The following is a 16370-nucleotide window of genomic DNA, read 5'->3' as shown; positions in this document are numbered from 1 at the left end:
GGAGCCGGGCGGGGCGCACTACGGATCACCCGACAAGGACCCGGCCGTCCGCCTGCGGGTCCTCACCGACGCCGGGCGGCTGTCGATCCCGTTCACGACCGGCCTGCTGCTCGGCATCGGGGAGACCCGGACGGAGCGGGCAGAGACGATCTTCGAGCTTCGAGGTCTGGCCCGCCGCTATGGGTCGATCCAGGAGGTGATCGTCCAGAATTTCCGCGCCAAGGACGACACCGCGATGCGCTCCGCGCCCGACGTCGGTGCCGAGGAGTTGGCCGCGGCCGTTGCGGTCACCCGGCTGGTGCTGGGCCCCACGATGCGGGTGCAGGCTCCGCCGAACCTCGTTGACACCGTGGAGTGCGCCCTGCTGCTTTCGGCCGGCATCGACGACTGGGGCGGCGTCTCCCCGGTCACCCCCGACCACGTCAACCCCGAGCGGCCCTGGCCGGACCTGGACGTCCTGGGGGCCGTGACGGCGCAGGCCGGGTTCACGCTGCGGCCCCGGCTCACCGTCTACCCCTCCCATCTCGGTGAACCGTGGATCGACCCGCGCCTGGCCGGACACGTCGGGGCGTTGGCCGGCGTGGACGGCCTGCTCGCCGACGGCGTGCTCCCGGCCGGCCGCCCCTGGCAGGAGCCCGACGGCGGACTCGCTGATACCGGCCGCACCGATCTGCACGCCGCGGTCGACACGGTCGGGCGCCGCAGCGAGAAACGGGCGGACTTCGACACGGTCTACGGTGACTGGGAGTCGCTTCGGGCACAGGTCAGCGCGGCCGGGACGGGGGCCGACGGAGTCGTCGGCACGGGCAGCCGGGCCATCGCGAGCCGGGCCGGCGCGGCTGCCGGTGCCGGTGCCATGCGGCGGATCGACCCCGACACGCTCGCCGCCCTGCGCCACGCCGGGTCCGATCCGGCCGGGATCACCGACGCCGAGGCGCTGACCCTGTTCGGCGCGGACGGCGCCGCCCTGGAGGAGCTCTGCGCGCTCGCGGACGGATTGCGCCGCGACGTCGTGGGCGAGGACGTCACCTACGTCGTCAACCGCAATATCAACTTCACCAATGTCTGCTACACCGGATGCCGATTCTGCGCGTTCGCGCAACGCCGTGGGGACGCCGACGCCTACACGCTGTCCCTGGACGAGGTGGGCAGCCGGGCAGCGCAGGCCTGGGCGGTCGGCGCGACCGAGGTCTGCGTCCAGGGCGGGATCCATCCCGATCTACCGGGCGCCGCGTACTTCGATCTTGCCCGTGAGATCAAGCGGCAGGCGCCGGGGTTGCATCTGCACGCCTACTCGCCGATGGAGGTTCTCAACGGCGTCACCCGCACCGGCCTGTCGATCGGCGACTGGCTCACCGCGGCCCGTGAGGCCGGCGTCGACACGATCCCCGGCACCGCGGCGGAGATCCTCGACGACGATGTCCGTTGGGTGCTGACGAAGGGCAAGCTGCCCGCGGCGAGCTGGGTCGAGGTGGTGACCACCGCGCACCGGGTCGGCCTGCGCTCCTCGGCCACGATGATGTACGGGCACGTGGACACCCCCGCACACTGGGTGGCCCATCTGCGCCTGCTACGGCGCATCCAGGACTCCACCGGCGGCTTCACCGAGTTCGTGGCCCTCCCCTTCGTCCATCACAGCTCGCCGATCTACCTGGCCGGTGTCGCCCGTCCCGGCCCCACCCGTCAGGAGAACCGGGCTGTGCACGCAATGGCGCGCATTCTGCTGCACGGTTCGATCGACAACATCCAGTGCTCCTGGGTCAAGCTCGGGGTGGAGGGCTGTCGGGCCGTGCTCACCGGTGGGGCGAACGACATCGGCGGCACGCTGATGGAGGAGACGATCAGTCGGATGGCCGGCTCGCAGCACGGCTCGCGGCGCTCCGTGGCCGAACTTGAGGAGGTGGCCGCGGGGGCGGGTCGTCCCGCTCGGCAACGCACCACCACGTATGGCCGGATCCCTGACGAGCGCTTTCGCGCTGCCCGGGGCCGCACCGTCCGGGCCATGCTGCCGGTGGTGTCCTGACACCCGCCAAGTTCTGATCACTAAAAACTACTCTCCGTAGTCGAATAGGCTGGGGTTGCCGGGTCTGGCGGCTGATCGGTATGCGCCTGCGGCGGTTGCCCGAGCTCAGACCTGCCCTTTTAGGGGTTTATGCCCTTTAGATCTAGGCGGGATAATGCCGTTGCCGCGACCCATCTGATCGCGCAGAGTGACGGAAAGGAAGGTTGCGTGGACCCTCGGCGACAGGCTGTAGTGACTGTGAGCTATGGTCTCATCGCTGGTTGTAGAAGATGTTGCGACGGTGGGGTTGACGCGATCGAGTCTGGAGCGTGTAATTACCGGCGTGTCATTCCCCCCGCTGGCGGGGTTCGTGCGGTAGTGCGTCGCCTGACCGGTGCGGAAACTAGTCACCTGCGCGCCGGCGCCCAGGGGTGGCCGACCGCACCGCGACGGGTCTGGAGGAGTCCACATGGAGCACGCCGACGCGGGCGTCCACACTGTCCTCGCGGACGTCGAGCGTCCCGCTGAGCATGACCCGTTCGCTGATCACCCTGAGCGGGTGCTCACCGAACGGCACACCCGGGCCACATCCGAAACGGTCCCGCGGGCGCGGGTGCCGGCCACGGCCGCTCCCGTCCTCCCCGAGTTGACCGGTCGGTCCGTCGCCGAGGACACCGACCTCGTCGAGGACATCCAGGACGACTCCGTCGAGGACATCGACGATGTCGACGAGGCCGATGTCGACGAGGCCGACGAGGCGGAGACCGAGGACTTGGAGGATCTTGGTGGATCGGCCGGGAGGTCCGCCCTCGCCCAGGTGATCGATCTGGGGATGGGGGACCTTCTCGGCGAGGCGATGGAGTGGCAGGAACGTGCGCTGTGCGCGCAGACCGATCCCGAGGCGTTCTTCCCGGAGAAGGGCGGCTCGACCCGCGAGGCCAAGCGCATCTGCTCGGGCTGTGAGGTCCGGGCCGAGTGCCTGGAGTACGCGCTGGAGAACGACGAGCGGTTCGGGATCTGGGGCGGCATGTCCGAGCGGGAGAGACGCAAGCAGCGACGCCGAGCGGTCTGAGCCCGACCGGTGACCGGCGGTCGGCGCATGACGGGCGATCCGGGCAGGTCACAGGCGGCCACGGTCGCCGCGGTGACCGTGGCCGATGATGCGGGGCCGCCGGTCGTCGCGGTCTGCGTGCTCGGTCGAGGGCGTGGTGGACCCGACGTCGCCGCCCAGGTCCGGGCCGCCCTGCGTGCCCAGACCAGACCGCCGGACCGGGTCGTCGAGGTGCGGCTCGGTGGCGGGGGATGCGTTCCCCGGCAACGCGCGTCTCCCCTGGACGGGGACAGTCGCCTCCCGTCCGCCGACCATCCCGTCGACCCGGGCACCGACGGCGCGGATGCTCAGGCCGGTGACCCGGTCGCCGAGCCCCTTGTCGTAGAGGTGCCGTCCGCCACACCGTTCGGCGCCGCCGTAGCCGTGGGGCTGGCTCGGCTGGGGAACCCACCGGAGCACGGGTTCGTCTGGCTCCTCGACGACACCGCGATCCCCGCCCCGGGCGCATTGCACACCCTGCTGGCCTACGCCCGGCTGGACCGGGGCGCCGCCGTCCTCGGCCCCAAACTGCTCGCCCGCGCTCCGGAATCCGCCCCGCCCGCCGAAGCGGGCGGTTCTGCTGGATCGACAGGTGCGCGGTCCCGGCCGGTGACGAGACCCCGGGTGGTCGAAGCCGGGGTGAGCGTTGACCGGGCCGGGCAACGGCATCCCGGAATTCGCCCGGACCATGATGATCATGTCCAGTGTGACGGGGTACGTGACGTCCTCGCCGTCGCGTGTTCGGGTATGCTCGTGCGGGCGGTGGTCTGGCGACTGCTGGGTGGACTCGACCCCGAGCTCGATGGTGGTCATGACATCGATCTCGGCTGGCGGGTGGCCCGTGCCGGCCTACGGGTCGTCGTCGTCCCGTCGGCCACGGTGACCGTGACCTCGGCCTCAGCCTTTTCCGGGGGGCCGGCCTTCCCCAGGGCATCGGCCGACCGTGCGGGGGCTCTACGGGTCCGGCTGGCGAACACGGCGACGGTGCTGTTTCCGGCGATGGTGGTCGCCCTGCTCGTCGGAACGGTCGTGCGCACCCTCGGCCTGCCCCTGCGCGGCCGACCCCGGGCGGCGCTCGCCGAGCTCACGCTCGCCGGTACCGTGCTGGGGCGGCCACGGCAGCTGCGCCGGATGCGTCGGCGCGCCGCCCGCACGTGGGCGGTGCCGCATCGGGCCGTCCGCCCGTTGTTCCCGGCCCGCCTGCCGTGGCGGCGCGGAGCCGGCGCCGATGATCTCCTTGATCGGGCCGGAGCCGCCGAAGACGTCGCCGACACCACCTTGGTGGTCACCGGGCCCAGGCCGGATGTGCACCCGCGCCGGCAGGCCTGGCCGCCGACGACCCTGGCGGCCCTGCTGGGTGCCGTCGGGCTCCTGGCCATGCGGGGGATGCCGGCGGACATGCTCGGCGGGGGCCTGCCGCTCCCGGCCGGCAGCCGGAACCTGTGGTCGGCCGTGTGGTCTGGATGGGCGGGGGCGCCCGATGAACCTCTGAGTGGTCCTGGGCCGGCACCCCCTTTCACCGCGCTGCTCGCCGCGGCAGCCACTCTGCTGGGGGGGAGGCCGGCGCCGGCTGCTTGGATCCTGCTGGCGGCAGGCCCGGCGCTCGCGGGCCTGAGTGCCTACCGGGCCCTCGCCCGGCTGGGACCACATCCGGTCGCCCGGTTCGGGCTCGCCGCCGGCTACGGGTTGAACCCGGTGATGACCGGGTCGGTCCTCGCCTGCCGCACCGACACCGTGGGCGCGGTGATCGGCCTTCCCCTGGTGCTCGCCGCCGCCGCCGCCGCCGACGCGGTCCTGCGGGACCGGCGGGACGGCTCCGGCTTTGGCGTCGGTGGGGCGCCGGGCCGGCAGGTGTGGACGCTCGCGATCTGTCTGGTTGGGTTCATCGCCTGCGCCCCGTCGACGCTGGCCATCGCCTGGGCGGGCCTGGTCGTCGTCGCGTTCCTGACCGCGTGGTCCAGGCTGCCCGGGATGATCGTCGCTCTGCTCGCGACGATCATCCCGGTGCTTCCGGACCTGCGGGTGGATCCCGTCGCCGTCCTCACCGAATCGGCGATCACCCTGGCCCGGTTGCCCCAGTACTCCCTGGCCCTGCTGGCCGGTGCGGACAGCGGACCCAGGGCCGATGTGGCCGGCTTCGTCGGTGGATGTCTGGCCTGGTGGTTGTTCGGCCGCCTCGCGGGCCGGGAGCGGGGCCGCCGGCGGCGCACGGCCGTGCTGGTGGTCCTTCCCGTGACGCTGTTCCTCCTCGTCGGGCCGCTGATCCTTGCCGCCCGGTTCCTGGCCGTGGACGTGGCCCGGCCCGACGACACCACAGGGGCGAACCCGGCCGGCGTCGAGGGGTCCGCCCTCGCCCACGCGGTCGCGGCCGTGACCCGCGCCGCCGGGCCGGGTGCCCGCGTCCTCGTCCTGCACCAACCGGCCTCGGCCAGAACGATCCGGTACACCCTGGCCTCCGCGTCCGGGCCGACGTTTCCCGAGGCCGGCGCCCGCACCCCGCGGCGGTCCGGCCGGTTCCTTGCCGACATGGTCGCGGACCTCGCCACCAGCGGTGGCCGGGCAGCCGGCTGGCTCCCGCTTCTGGGCGTGACATCGGTTGCTGTACCTACGGTCGACTCGGCCTCTCAGCTCGTCGCCCGACTGGACGCGACGCCGTCCTTGATCCGGGATCGTCCCCGCCCGGGGGCGATCCTCTGGCGCCCCGCCGTTGCGGCCCGTGGTGCGACGGCCTTGGGAGAGCCCGGTGGGACCGGTGCGCCGCGACCGGACGCGTCCGGGTGGGCGGGCGGACCCCTGGCCTGGGTGATGGAGTCCGATCGGGCCGATCGCCGTGAGCCGGTGGCGCGGCACTCCGCTCCCGCGGCGACGAGGCCGACAACCCGCCCGATCGGTACGGCGCCGGGTGTTCTTCCCCTCCTCTCGGCGCCGCTGCCGCCAGCGCCCTCCTCGGTACGTCGGTTGGCCTCCGGCGAGCGGTTGCCCGCCCTCGCCGCCCGGTCCGGCCCGGCACGCTGCCTGGTGCTCGCCGTACCGGCGGATGCCGGATGGCACGCGTGGCTGGAAGGCCGGCCGCTGGCTCCGTTCCGGGCGTGGGGCTGGGCAGCCGGATTCCAACTGCCGCCCGACGGCGGTCGGCTCCGCATCGACCACGACCGGACTTCACCCCACCGGGCAGTGGTGGGCCAGGCTGCGGCACTCGCCGCGCTCGTCCTGCTGGGAATCCCGGTCCTGCTGGGAATCCCGGTCATGCGGTCGCGGCGGATGGCTCCCCCGGCTGCGACGCAGCCGGGGCGGGTCGGGAAGGTCGAACGGCCGTCATACCAGCGGCCGTCATACCAGCGGCCGTCATACCAGCGGCCGTCATACCAGCGGCCGTCATACCAGCGGCCGTCGTGTCACGTCGTGGTCGTTTCGCGGACGGTCGTTTCGCGGACGGTGCTGCCGCTGGCGGTCCTCGGACTGCTCGGGCTGACCGGGGCGTTCCTCGCCGGCACCGGCACCGGCACCAGCACCGGCACCGGCACCAGCGGCACCAGCACCGGTGCCGGGAAGGGACGGATCTGGCCGCTGTCAGGCGCCATGCTGGCCTGCCCGGACCTGACGCTGGTGGCACCCGATCCGGACGGGCCGGGCGGGCGGGCCCGTTCGCTCGGCCTGGACGTGGCCGCCGGCGGTGGACCAACGGGCCGGGTGCGGGTGCCCACGGTGGGGCCCGAGGTGCCAACCAAGGGGCTTGGACTACGGATGGACGCCCGTGGTCGACGTCACCTGGATCTTCCGCGGCCCTCGGAGAGCAGCGCCGTCACCGGCGTGGCGGGCGGCCGTGGATCGATCCTGGTGACCGCCCAGGGTGCGTCCGCCGGGGGACTGTCGGCCACCGTGACGGCCCGGGACAAAGACGGCGTCGGGTCAATGGACGGCGTCGGGCCGATTCAGGCGCGTTGCGAGCCGTCCCGGGCCCGGGTCTGGTTCACCGGACCATCGACCGTGGCCGGTCGGGATCCGGTGGTGATCTGGTCGAATCTGGCAGATGAACCGGCCCGGATCAACGTGCGGGTGCTTTCCGACGGACCGGCGACGTCGCCGCAGGACATCACCGTGCCCCCGGACCACGCGGTGATCCGGCGACTCGCCTCCCTCGCACCGGAGGCCACCGCGACCGCGCTCGACGTCCAGGTGCGCTCCGGCCGGGTTCTCACCTGGGTCGCGGACCGGCCCAGCGCGGGGCGTACGGACTCGGTGCCGGGGACGGACCGGGCGGGGCGCGCGGATCCGGTGAGCCTTGTCCCGAGCACCTCCGCCCCGGCCCGGCGTCTCCTGCTTGGCGGGGTCGTCGTCCCGGCGGGGTCCGCGTCCTCGACGGCGCACCTGGTGCTCGCCGCACCGTTGCGGGAGGCCACGGTGCGCATCACGGTCCTCACGGGTACGGGTCGGCACACGCCGATCGGTCTGGAGGCCGTCGTCGTGCCCGCCACGGGTGCGATCACCACGCCCGTGCCGCTGCCGGCGGGCGCCGCCTCGGCGGTCCTGGTCGAATCGGCCGATGACGCACCGGTGCTCGCCGGACTGGCCGCACCGTCGGGCCGGGCGGGAGAGCGGTCGACCGGCTCGGACGGCGGATCCACCTGGGTCGGCGCCACCAGCCTTGATCCTCCGCTCGACCCACGCGGGCTCGACGCGTACGGCCAGGCGGTCGGCCTCTCCGGGCCGCCGGGGCTGGCCGCCGGGGCGGGATCCGCGCCGGACGCGGTCGTCTCCCTCCCACCGGTACCGCCCGGCGCGACCGGCGTCGTCGTGCTCGCCGCTCCGGCGGGAGCGGTCACGGCGTGGATCGACGGCGAGCTGGTACGGGTACGGCCAGGCACCGTCGCGACCGCCCGCATGCCGATCGGACGGGCCGGTGGACGGCTTGTCGCGGTCGGCGGCCCGCTGGAGGCCACCGCCGTGATCGGCCCTCCCCCCGGTACGCCGGGGGAGGGCCGGGTATCCGGGGATCCGCCCCGCGGGCCTACCCCCTCCGGCTCCTCCGGCTCCACCGGCTCCGCGTCGTCGACCGCCGCGTCGTTGACCTTCGGGATGCCCAGGCCCGTGATGCCGCGGAGCATCTCCACCGTCGTTTCGTTGTGGGGGGCGCCGAGGCTCCTCGACGCTCCGGTCTCCATCGAGGATCCCACCGTCCTGTATCAGCGCGGCTAGGCCCGTGTCCGCCGACCCTCGACCTTCGCCTCGTGGCGGGCCGGGCACCGGTCGGCGTCCTCCCAGGACGTGCGGGAGGTTCGTGACGCTTCCGGTCTTCCGGGCCGTCAGCACCCCGCCCTGTCGGTGGCGTCGCCCGTCAGCGGCCGGAAGCGGCGAGAAAGACCCGACCGGTGCCGGTGAGGGTCAACGCGGCGGATCCGGCCAGCAGGGCGGACCGGCCCCCGCGCAACTCCACCGGGGCGACGGTCGTCCCGTCGTCGGCGGTGCCGGTCACCCGGACCGCACCCTCGATGGCCAGCAGCACCATGGGCCGTCCCACGTCCAGGGCACCCCCGGTGCAGATCGCCTCGGTGAGGGCGAAGTCCCCGACGGGGACGTCCCAGCTGCGGAGCAGACCACCGGAGGAGGCCGCGAGGGTACGGGGCATGAGGATCGGTGCCGCGCTCGGAGTGGGATCGAGGATGCGTAGGAGCTCGTCGACATCGATGTGCTTGGGGGTGAGCCCGCCGCGCAGCACGTTGTCCGAGGCCGCCATGATCTCGATACCCAGGCCGGAGACGTAGGCGTGGAGCAGCCGCGCGGGCTGGAAGAGCCCCTCCCCGGGGCGCAGGGTGACGTCGTTCAGCAACAGGGCGGCCGCGATCCCGACGTCGCCCGGGTGCGCGGCCGCGAGCAGACCGATCAGATCGGCCGCCCGCGCGGCGTCATCGGCTTCGGCGTCATCGGCTTCGGCGCCGTCCACCGCGGCCCCGTCCGTCGCCGTGCCGTCCGTTTCGGCGTTGGGCGGCCCCGGCGCTGCCGCGCCGTACGGGCCGGCGGCGAGCCGGCGGGCCGTCGCTACGAGGCCGCGGACGAGGTCGCGGGCGGGTTCGCGCGGCATGGTCAGCAGGGAGCGGAGCACCTGTGCGGCGCCGCCCGAGGGATCGTCGGCCAGTGGCCGGAAGGCGGCGGTGAGGGCCGGTGAGCCCAGCCGGGCGACGATGGCGAGGGTCCGGCCGGGATCACGCACGCCGGCGAGAGCCCGAAACGGGGACAGCGCGACGATCAGTTCGGGCTTGTGATTCCGGTCACGGTAACGTCGACGTGGATCGCCCAAGCCGAGACCGGCCGCGTCGTCCGCGTCGAACCCGGCCCGGGCCTGCGCCAGGTCCGGGTGCACCTGCAGCGACAGCGCCTTCTCGGCGGCCAGCACCTTGAGCAGGAACGGCAGCGGACCGACGAGGTCGGTGGCCGGACGGCGGATGCCGTCGTCCTCGGCGAGGGCCGTCGCCACCGGATGGGTGCCGAGCCACAACTCCGCGACCGGCTCACCGGTCGCGGCCGCCCCGAGCAGGTTCGGAATCGCGCTCGGGGACCCCCAGGCGTACGACTGCGCCTGACCGTGCAGTGGCAGGACCCGGGCGCCGGATGCCGTCGCCCGAGCGGGCTCGTTCCTGGTGGTCACGGTCTCCCTCGTGGTGGGTGTCCTGCGGCCGGCCAGCCACCGCGGCTCGGCTGTTCCTCGCTGTTACTCGCTATTCCTCGTCGCCCCAGCCGTGGCCCTCCGGGTCGATCACGGCGGGGTCAACCCCCATCATCTCAGCCATCTCGTGGATGATCGCATCGAGGACGAGCTCGGCCAGGTCCTCGCTGTCGACGGCCCGCGCCTCGATCGGGCGGCGGTAGACGACGATGCGTCGCGGGGTTCCCGACCGACCCTTGCCGCTGGCCGGCTGGTAATGGGCGAGCGGGATCTCATCATCGGTCACCGCCACCGGCGGTACGTCCTCGACGGCGAACTCGACGTCCGCGAGCTCAGCGGACCACCGGTGGTCGAGATGCTCGACGGCGTCCAGGACGAGATCGTCGAAGCGGTCGCCGCGGGTGGCGTAGGCGGGCACGTCCGGCGGAAGGAGAGTGCCCCGGATGCCACGGCCGCGCCGGTCGCGCCGGCGCCGTGGCGGAATTGGCCGGGCGACTGCCGGGAACCGCTCGGGCTCGGTCACCCTGTCAGCGTAGCGTTCAAGGATGGACGGTCGTCCGTCGATCGCGGTGAACTCCGCGCCGCTTCCGGCATCGCTCGGAGTGGTGCGCCGATCCGTGGGCGCGGCAACGACGGTTCCGGTCACATCCCTGCGCTCCATCCCCCATCGCTACCAGCTCGAGGACGGTCCATGATCTCAAAATCGCTCTGGATACGTGCTGAACGAGGGATATTGTATGCGGGCCGCGATGGCATGGTCGACGCCGCGTGACGATTAGTCGTCGCGCCACGCGACACGACCCGAGGTGGTGGCCGTCGTCCGTTCCGGGGGCTACCGTCCGGAACGTGAAGCCTCGGCGCTGCTCCCGCTCGGCCTGTTCCGCAGCCGCGGTCGCCACGCTCACGTACGCCTACGCGGAATCCACGGCGGTGTTGGGTCCGCTCTCCCCGTACGTCGAACCACACTCCTACGATCTGTGCGGCACCCACGCGGATCGGCTCACCGTGCCGCTTGGCTGGGCTGTGGTCCGGCTTGAGGCCGAGGCGCCCCGTGAGGGGGGTCGTGAGGTGGCCGGGGACGATCTGGAGGCCCTCGCGGACGCCGTGCGTGAGGCGTCCCGGCGGGGAGGGCCGGAGCCCCCGCAGGGTCCGCAGGCCCCACCCCCGGGTGGCCGGCGGGGTCACCTGCGGGCCGTTCCCAGTCCGTCCTGATCCGGAGCGCTCCCACCTCTTGGCCGTCCCGGTCAGGTGATCGTCCCGATCTTCCGTTTGTCCTGGTACCGGTGGTTCGGCGCGAGTTCGCCCGGACGCGGTTCCAGCGGTGTCGGACCCGGCGGATAAGGTCAACCGAGCCGGTCGCAGTAGTGGCCGCGCGGCCGGGGGGCACCATTCACCCGGTGCCGGGGGACACCAGGGAGAAGGGGTTGGAAGGGATGCGTGACCTCTCGCGGATCTTCAAGGCGTACGACGTGCGTGGCGTGGTGCCGGCGGAGTTCGACGCCGACGTCGCCCGAGCCACCGGAGCTGCCTTCGTGCGGCTGCTCGGCGCCCCGCGGATCGTGACCGCGCACGACATGCGGGAGTCGTCGGTCCCGCTCGCCGAGGCCTTCGCGGAAGGGGCGGCCAGCCAGGGCGCGGACGTGATCGCCGCCGGGCTGGGATCCACCGATCTGCTCTACTTCGCCGCCGGTTCGCTGAACATTCCGGGTGCGATGTTCACCGCGTCGCACAACCCGGCGAAGTACAACGGCATGAAGCTCTGCCGGGCCGGCGCGGCACCCATCGGCCAGGAGACCGGGCTCGCCGACATCCGCGCGATGATCGAGGCGGGTATTCCCGCCGGTCCCGGTCGTCGCGGCACCGTGGCTCGGCGGGACCTGCTGGACTCCTACGTGCGTCATCTGCGCACCTTGGTCGACTTGGCGCAGATCCGGCCGCTGACGGTCGCCGTGGACGCGGGCAACGGCATGGGCGGGCTGACCGTCCCGGCCACCTTCACCGGGCTGCCGCTGACAGTGATCCCGCTCTACTTCGAGCTGGACGGCTCCTTCCCGAACCACGAGGCGAACCCGATCGAGCCGGCGAACCTGCGGGACCTGCAGGCCGCCGTCCGCAGCTCCGGAGCCGACATCGGCCTGGCCTTCGACGGCGACGCCGACCGCTGCTTCGTCGTCGACGAGCGGGGGGAGATTGTCCCTCCGTCGACCATCACCGCCTTGGTGGCCGATCGCGAGCTGGCCCGGGAGCCGGGGGGCACGATCATCCACAACGTCATCGTCAGCCGGGCGGTCCCCGAGCTGGTCACCGAGCGCGGGGGGGTCCCGGTCCGGACCCGCGTGGGCCACTCGTTCATCAAGGCCGAGATGGCCCGTACCGGCGCGGTTTTCGGTGGCGAGCATTCCGGTCACTTCTACTTCCGCGACTTCTGGCGAGCGGACTCCGGCATGCTCGCCGCGCTCCATGTGCTTGCCGCGTTGGGCAGCCAGGACCGGCCGCTGTCCGAGCTGCTCGGGGGGTACGCCCGTTACAGCGCGTCCGGTGAGATCAATTCCGAGATCGCGGACGCCGCGGCGGCGATGAACGTGATCGAGAAGGCGTACGCGCCGGACGCTGCCGACGCGGACCACCTGGACGGGTTGACGATCTCCTTCTCGGACGGATCCTGGTTCAACCTCCGCCCGTCCAACACCGAGCCGCTGTTGCGGCTCAATGTGGAGGGGCCCGACGACGCCACGATGCACCGGCTGCGCGACGAGATCCTCGCCCGGATCCGGAGCGGAAGGGAAGCCTGATGAGTCTCGACCCGCTGCTGTTGGAGATCCTTGTCTGCCCGTGCAGCAAGCACGGTGAGCTGCGGCCCGACGAGCTGAGCGGCGCCCCCGTGCTGGTGTGCCTCGCCTGCGACCTGGCGTTCCCGGTGCGGGACGACATCCCGGTGATGCTGCTCGACGAGGCGATCCCGTTCTCCGGCGCGTCGGCGTCGAACTGACGCCGCGGCCTCGACGTGTATCTCGACGAGGCGATCCTCGACGACACCGCCCGGATCGACGCCGGTCACGCCGGCGGTCTCCTGCCGCACATCGCCTCCGCCGCCCGCCAGGTCCGTCGCGGTGCCACCCTCGCCCAGGAGGCCGGGGTCGGTCGCCTCGCCGCCGACGGACGGCCCCGGGCGGTCGTCGTGGTGGGTGTGGGCGGCGCGGCGCTGGCCGCCGAGGTGCTCGCCGCCGTCGCCGGGCCGGCCGGCCCGGTGCCCGTCATCGGTCACCACACCTACGGCCTGCCGGGCTGGGTGGGGGTGGCCGACGTCGTCCTCGCGGTGTCGGCGTCCGGTACCTCCGCGGAGACCTGTTCGGCGGTGGAGGAGGCGAACCGGCGCGGCGCGCGGGTGGCCGTGGTCGCCCCTGCCGACACCCCCCTGGCCTACCTGGCCGGGGTGACCGGTGCGCCCCTCGTCGTGACCTCGGCGGAGCGGCCCGCTCGTGCCGTCCTGTGGTCGTTGTCGCTGCCACTGATCATCGTCGCCCGGGCCCTGGGTATCGCGCGGGTGGCGGACGAGGCGATCGAGGCGGCCGCCGTCCGCCTCGAGGACGTCGCGACCCGTTGCCGTTCGTCCAGCGAGTCGTTCGTCAATCCGGCGAAGACGCTCGCGCTCGAGCTGGCCGGTACGTTGCCGCTCATCTGGGGAACCTCACCGGTGACGAACGTGGTGGCCGAACGTGCCGTCACCCAGCTCGCGACGAGCGCGAAGTATCCGGCCATCGCCGGGGCGCTGCCGCATCCCGCCCGCCACCAGGTCGCGCTGTTCGACGGTGCCTTCGGGGCTGGTCTCGCGGCGGCTGGCGACCCGGCGCGCGACGACCTCGACGACTTCTTCCGCGACCGCGCCGAGGAGGACGAGTCGATCCGGCTCCGCCTGGTCCTGCTGCGCGATCCCGACGTCGAACGTCCGGATGTCGCCCAGCAGGCCGAGGCGGCGGTGGCGGCCGAGCGAGGCGTCGGCGTCACTGAACTGCGCGCCGACGGCGGCGGGCCGTTGGAACGGCTCGCCTCACTCATCGGCCTGTTCGACTACACGGCCGTTTATCTCGCCTTGGCGCTCGGGGTCGATCCCGTGCAGGTACCCGCCGCCCACGACCTCAGGCGCTGACAGACCGCCGGAAGGCTGGCTAGTGGGCGGCAGGCTGATCCCCTCTGCCGGATCCCGGTTCGGCGCCGTTCTGGGGTTGCTGCGGCTGTCCCTGGTTCTGCCCGCTCTGGTCCGTGCCAGGGAAGATCTGCTGACCCAGGTTCTGCAACAGGTCGCCGAGGCCCTGACCGGGTGCCGGCGCTGGCGCTGGCGGGGTGTTCTGCAGGCTGCCCTTGGTGCCGCGCGCGACGGTTGGAGCGGCGCCGGGCAACGGGACTACCGGCTGGTTGGCCAGGGCGGCCCGCATCGACTTGCTCCAGATGATCGCGGGCAGGTCGCCGCCGAAGACACGGGGCCAGGTCCGGCCGTCGGCGACGACGCCCCGCAGCGGGTGGCTCTCCGCACCCACGGGATCGCCGACGGCTACCGCTGCGGTGATCTGCGGGGTAAAGCCGACATACCAGGCGGCAGAGAACTCGTCGGTGGTGCCGGTCTTGCCCGCCGAGGGGCGGTCGATGGCCGCCTTGGTCCCGGTCCCGTGGAGCGGGACGCCGGCGAGCACGCTGGTCACGGTGTCGGCGACACCCTTGGCGAGTACCTGTTCGCACTGCGGCGGCTGGGCGATGTCGATCGGGTCGTGGCTGGAGTCGACGGCCCCGGTGGCGAAGCGGGGCGTGCAGCGCACCCCGCCGCCGGCGATCGTCGCGTAGGCGTCGGCCATCTGCAACGGGGAAACGTACATGTACTGGCCGCCACCGATGGCGGTGGCCCCGTCGGTGGAGCCGATCTTGTCCGCCTTCGGCGGTGTGACGCCTAGGCGTTTGGCCATCTCCAGGACCGCCGGGATGCCGGTCTTCTCCGCGAGCTGCACGTAGAAGGTGTTCACTGAGTCCCAGGTGCCCTTGGGGATGTCGTAGATGCCGGCCTCGGCGGGATCGGAGTTCGAGAAACCCCTGGGGCAGTCGTCCTCACCGCGGTCCAACGGGAACTTCTTGCTCTCGTAGCAGGCCGGGGAGTAGAAGGCCGTCGAGGTGCCGTAGCCCTGTTCGAGCGCGGCGGCGAGCACGAAGGTCTTGAACGTCGACCCGGGCTGGAAGGTGGCGTTGGTCGGTAGCGGCACCACCGTCTGGTTGGCGGCTGTGTTCGAGCCGTACACCCGGTTCACTGCCATGGCGAGGATGTTGCCGGTACCGGGCTGGATGACGACCTCGGTCGCCGACACCCGGTTGCTCGGCGATATGGTCGAGTTGACGGCGTCCTGCGCCGCCTGCTGCACTAGTGGGTCGAGAGTGGTCCTGATGACCAGGCCGCCCTCGTAGATGCGTCGGTTGCGTTTCTCCAGGGTGGAACCGAGCGCCGGGCTCGCCCGCAGCTGGGAGCGCACGTAGTCGCAGAAGAACGGCGCCGACGACGTCTCGCAGGAGTCCGCGGCTGGCGGCGGGGCTTTCACGACGTTCAGCGGCAGCTGCTTCGCCGCCTCCGCCTGGGTGGTGGAGACGTACCCCTCGCCGGCCATCTTGTCCAGCACGGTGTTGCGCCGGGCCAGCGCGGCCTCCGGGTGAGCTGCGGGGTTGTACCGGGACGGACTCTGCACGAGCCCGGCTAGCAGCGCTGCCTGTTCGAAGGTGGCCTGGGAGATGGGCACCCCGAAGTAGTGCTCGGCGGCGGTGCCGATCCCGTACGCGCCGTCACCGAAATACGCGATGTTGAGGTAGCGCTCCAGGATTTCGTCCTTGGAGAACCGCTTCTCGATGTCCAGGGCGTACCGGAGCTCCTGGATCTTGCGGTCCAGGGAGTCCCCGGCCACGACCTCTCGCTCCCGCGTGGTGCGGGCGTTCTGCAGCAGCACGTTCTTGACGTACTGCTGAGTCAGCGTCGAACCGCCCTGAGCGACTCCGCCGGCCTCGCTGTTGCGCAGCGCGGCGCGGAAGACGCCCTGTGGGTCGACGCCGCCGTGCTTGTAGAAGCGGGCGTCCTCGATCGAGACGATCGCCTCGCGCATGATCTTCGGGATCTCGTTGCCGGGCACGACGATGCGGTTCTCGGCCCCGCGCAACGCGGCAATCACGGATCCGTCGGCGGCCAGAATCGTCGAACTCTGCGGCAACGGAGGTGTGACGAGCTCGGCGGGCAGCCCGAGGAAGTGGTCCGCGCTTTCCTTGGCGAACAGGCCGACCGCACCGACGAACGGCAGGGACAACAACGAGACGACCAGCCCCAGAACGATCGCCGTCAGCCCCATCTTCTTCAGGACCCGACGCCGGTTCACGGGCGGACGGGGGGTGAGCGGCCTACCCGCTCCACCGGCCCCGGCCCCGGCCGCGCTGGCCCCGGCCACGCCGGCTGCGGCCGGACCGTCGCCCGTGCCGCCGGGGGAGCGACGCGCGGAAGCGCCGTCGTCCGCATAGGTGACGCCGCTCGTCACGTTGCCCGGCCTGGCGGATCGGGACGGCCTGGCGGATCGGGGCGATGCGGCGGATCGGGGCGGGGC

10 protein-coding genes are annotated in these 16370 nt (G+C 72.5%); 7 read left to right on the top strand and 3 right to left on the bottom strand.

The annotated features are described in order from the left end of the window. The 3 genes from AC08ON_RS07630 to AC08ON_RS07620 form a co-directional block, all read left to right on the top strand. Positions 1-2023 (top strand): bifunctional FO biosynthesis protein CofGH (locus AC08ON_RS07630; RefSeq protein WP_476616692.1); only part of this gene is annotated, 2023 nt, incomplete at its 5' end. A 448-nt stretch (positions 2024-2471) separates the two neighbouring features. Next, a complete protein-coding gene (locus AC08ON_RS07625) occupies positions 2472-3074 on the top strand; it encodes a WhiB family transcriptional regulator (RefSeq protein ID WP_476607039.1) in 603 nt (200 codons plus the stop codon). Positions 3075-3101: 27 nt separating this feature from the next. Continuing rightward, positions 3102-8288 (top strand): DUF5719 family protein, encoded by a 5187-nt coding sequence (locus AC08ON_RS07620; protein ID WP_476616691.1) that lies wholly within the window; start codon positions 3102-3104, stop codon positions 8286-8288. Positions 8289-8427: 139 nt separating this feature from the next. Here the strand turns inward: AC08ON_RS07620 and manA are convergent, their stop codons facing one another. Further along, on the bottom strand, positions 8428-9735 hold the full coding sequence (gene manA, locus AC08ON_RS07615) for a mannose-6-phosphate isomerase, class I (RefSeq protein ID WP_476607037.1): 1308 nt from the start codon (positions 9733-9735) through the stop codon (positions 8428-8430). A 70-nt stretch (positions 9736-9805) separates the two neighbouring features. Further along, on the bottom strand, positions 9806-10399 hold the full coding sequence (locus tag AC08ON_RS07610) for a metallopeptidase family protein (RefSeq protein WP_476616690.1): 594 nt from the start codon (positions 10397-10399) through the stop codon (positions 9806-9808). Between the two features lie 200 nt (positions 10400-10599). Here AC08ON_RS07610 and AC08ON_RS07605 point away from each other — a divergent pair, with 200 nt between their 5' ends. From AC08ON_RS07605 to AC08ON_RS07590, 4 genes are all read left to right on the top strand, one after another. After that, positions 10600-10965 carry a DUF3499 domain-containing protein gene (locus AC08ON_RS07605; RefSeq protein WP_035908204.1) on the top strand — a complete coding sequence of 122 codons (366 nt, stop codon included), beginning with the start codon at positions 10600-10602 and terminating at the stop codon, positions 10963-10965. A 221-nt stretch (positions 10966-11186) separates the two neighbouring features. Further along, positions 11187-12545 (top strand): phosphomannomutase/phosphoglucomutase, encoded by a 1359-nt coding sequence (locus tag AC08ON_RS07600; RefSeq protein ID WP_476607035.1) that lies wholly within the window; start codon positions 11187-11189, stop codon positions 12543-12545. Continuing rightward, positions 12545-12742 (top strand): Trm112 family protein, encoded by a 198-nt coding sequence (locus tag AC08ON_RS07595; RefSeq protein ID WP_011435205.1) that lies wholly within the window; start codon positions 12545-12547, stop codon positions 12740-12742. The genes AC08ON_RS07600 and AC08ON_RS07595 overlap by 1 nt, the downstream gene beginning before the upstream one ends. A 15-nt stretch (positions 12743-12757) precedes the next feature. Next, on the top strand, positions 12758-13900 hold the full coding sequence (locus AC08ON_RS07590; RefSeq protein WP_476607034.1) for an SIS domain-containing protein: 1143 nt from the start codon (positions 12758-12760) through the stop codon (positions 13898-13900). Positions 13901-13919: 19 nt separating this feature from the next. Here the strand turns inward: AC08ON_RS07590 and AC08ON_RS07585 are convergent. After that, the coding region (locus tag AC08ON_RS07585) for a transglycosylase domain-containing protein (RefSeq protein ID WP_476607033.1) at positions 13920-16370 on the bottom strand (2451 nt) is incomplete at its 5' end.

The sequence above is a fragment of the Frankia sp. CoWAU3 genome, from assembly GCF_977971855.1.
Note: the sequence above shows the minus strand (reverse complement) of the source record. Positions and strands in the feature narration are given on the sequence as shown.

Coding starts and splice junctions, on each gene's coding strand:
- AC08ON_RS07625 (WP_476607039.1), top strand. CDS start 2,472: ATGGAGCACGCCGACGCGGGCGTCCACACTGTCCTCGCGGACGTCGAG.
- AC08ON_RS07595 (WP_011435205.1), top strand. CDS start 12,545: ATGAGTCTCGACCCGCTGCTGTTGGAGATCCTTGTCTGCCCGTGCAGC.
- AC08ON_RS07600 (WP_476607035.1), top strand. CDS start 11,187: ATGCGTGACCTCTCGCGGATCTTCAAGGCGTACGACGTGCGTGGCGTG.
- AC08ON_RS07620 (WP_476616691.1), top strand. CDS start 3,102: ATGACGGGCGATCCGGGCAGGTCACAGGCGGCCACGGTCGCCGCGGTG.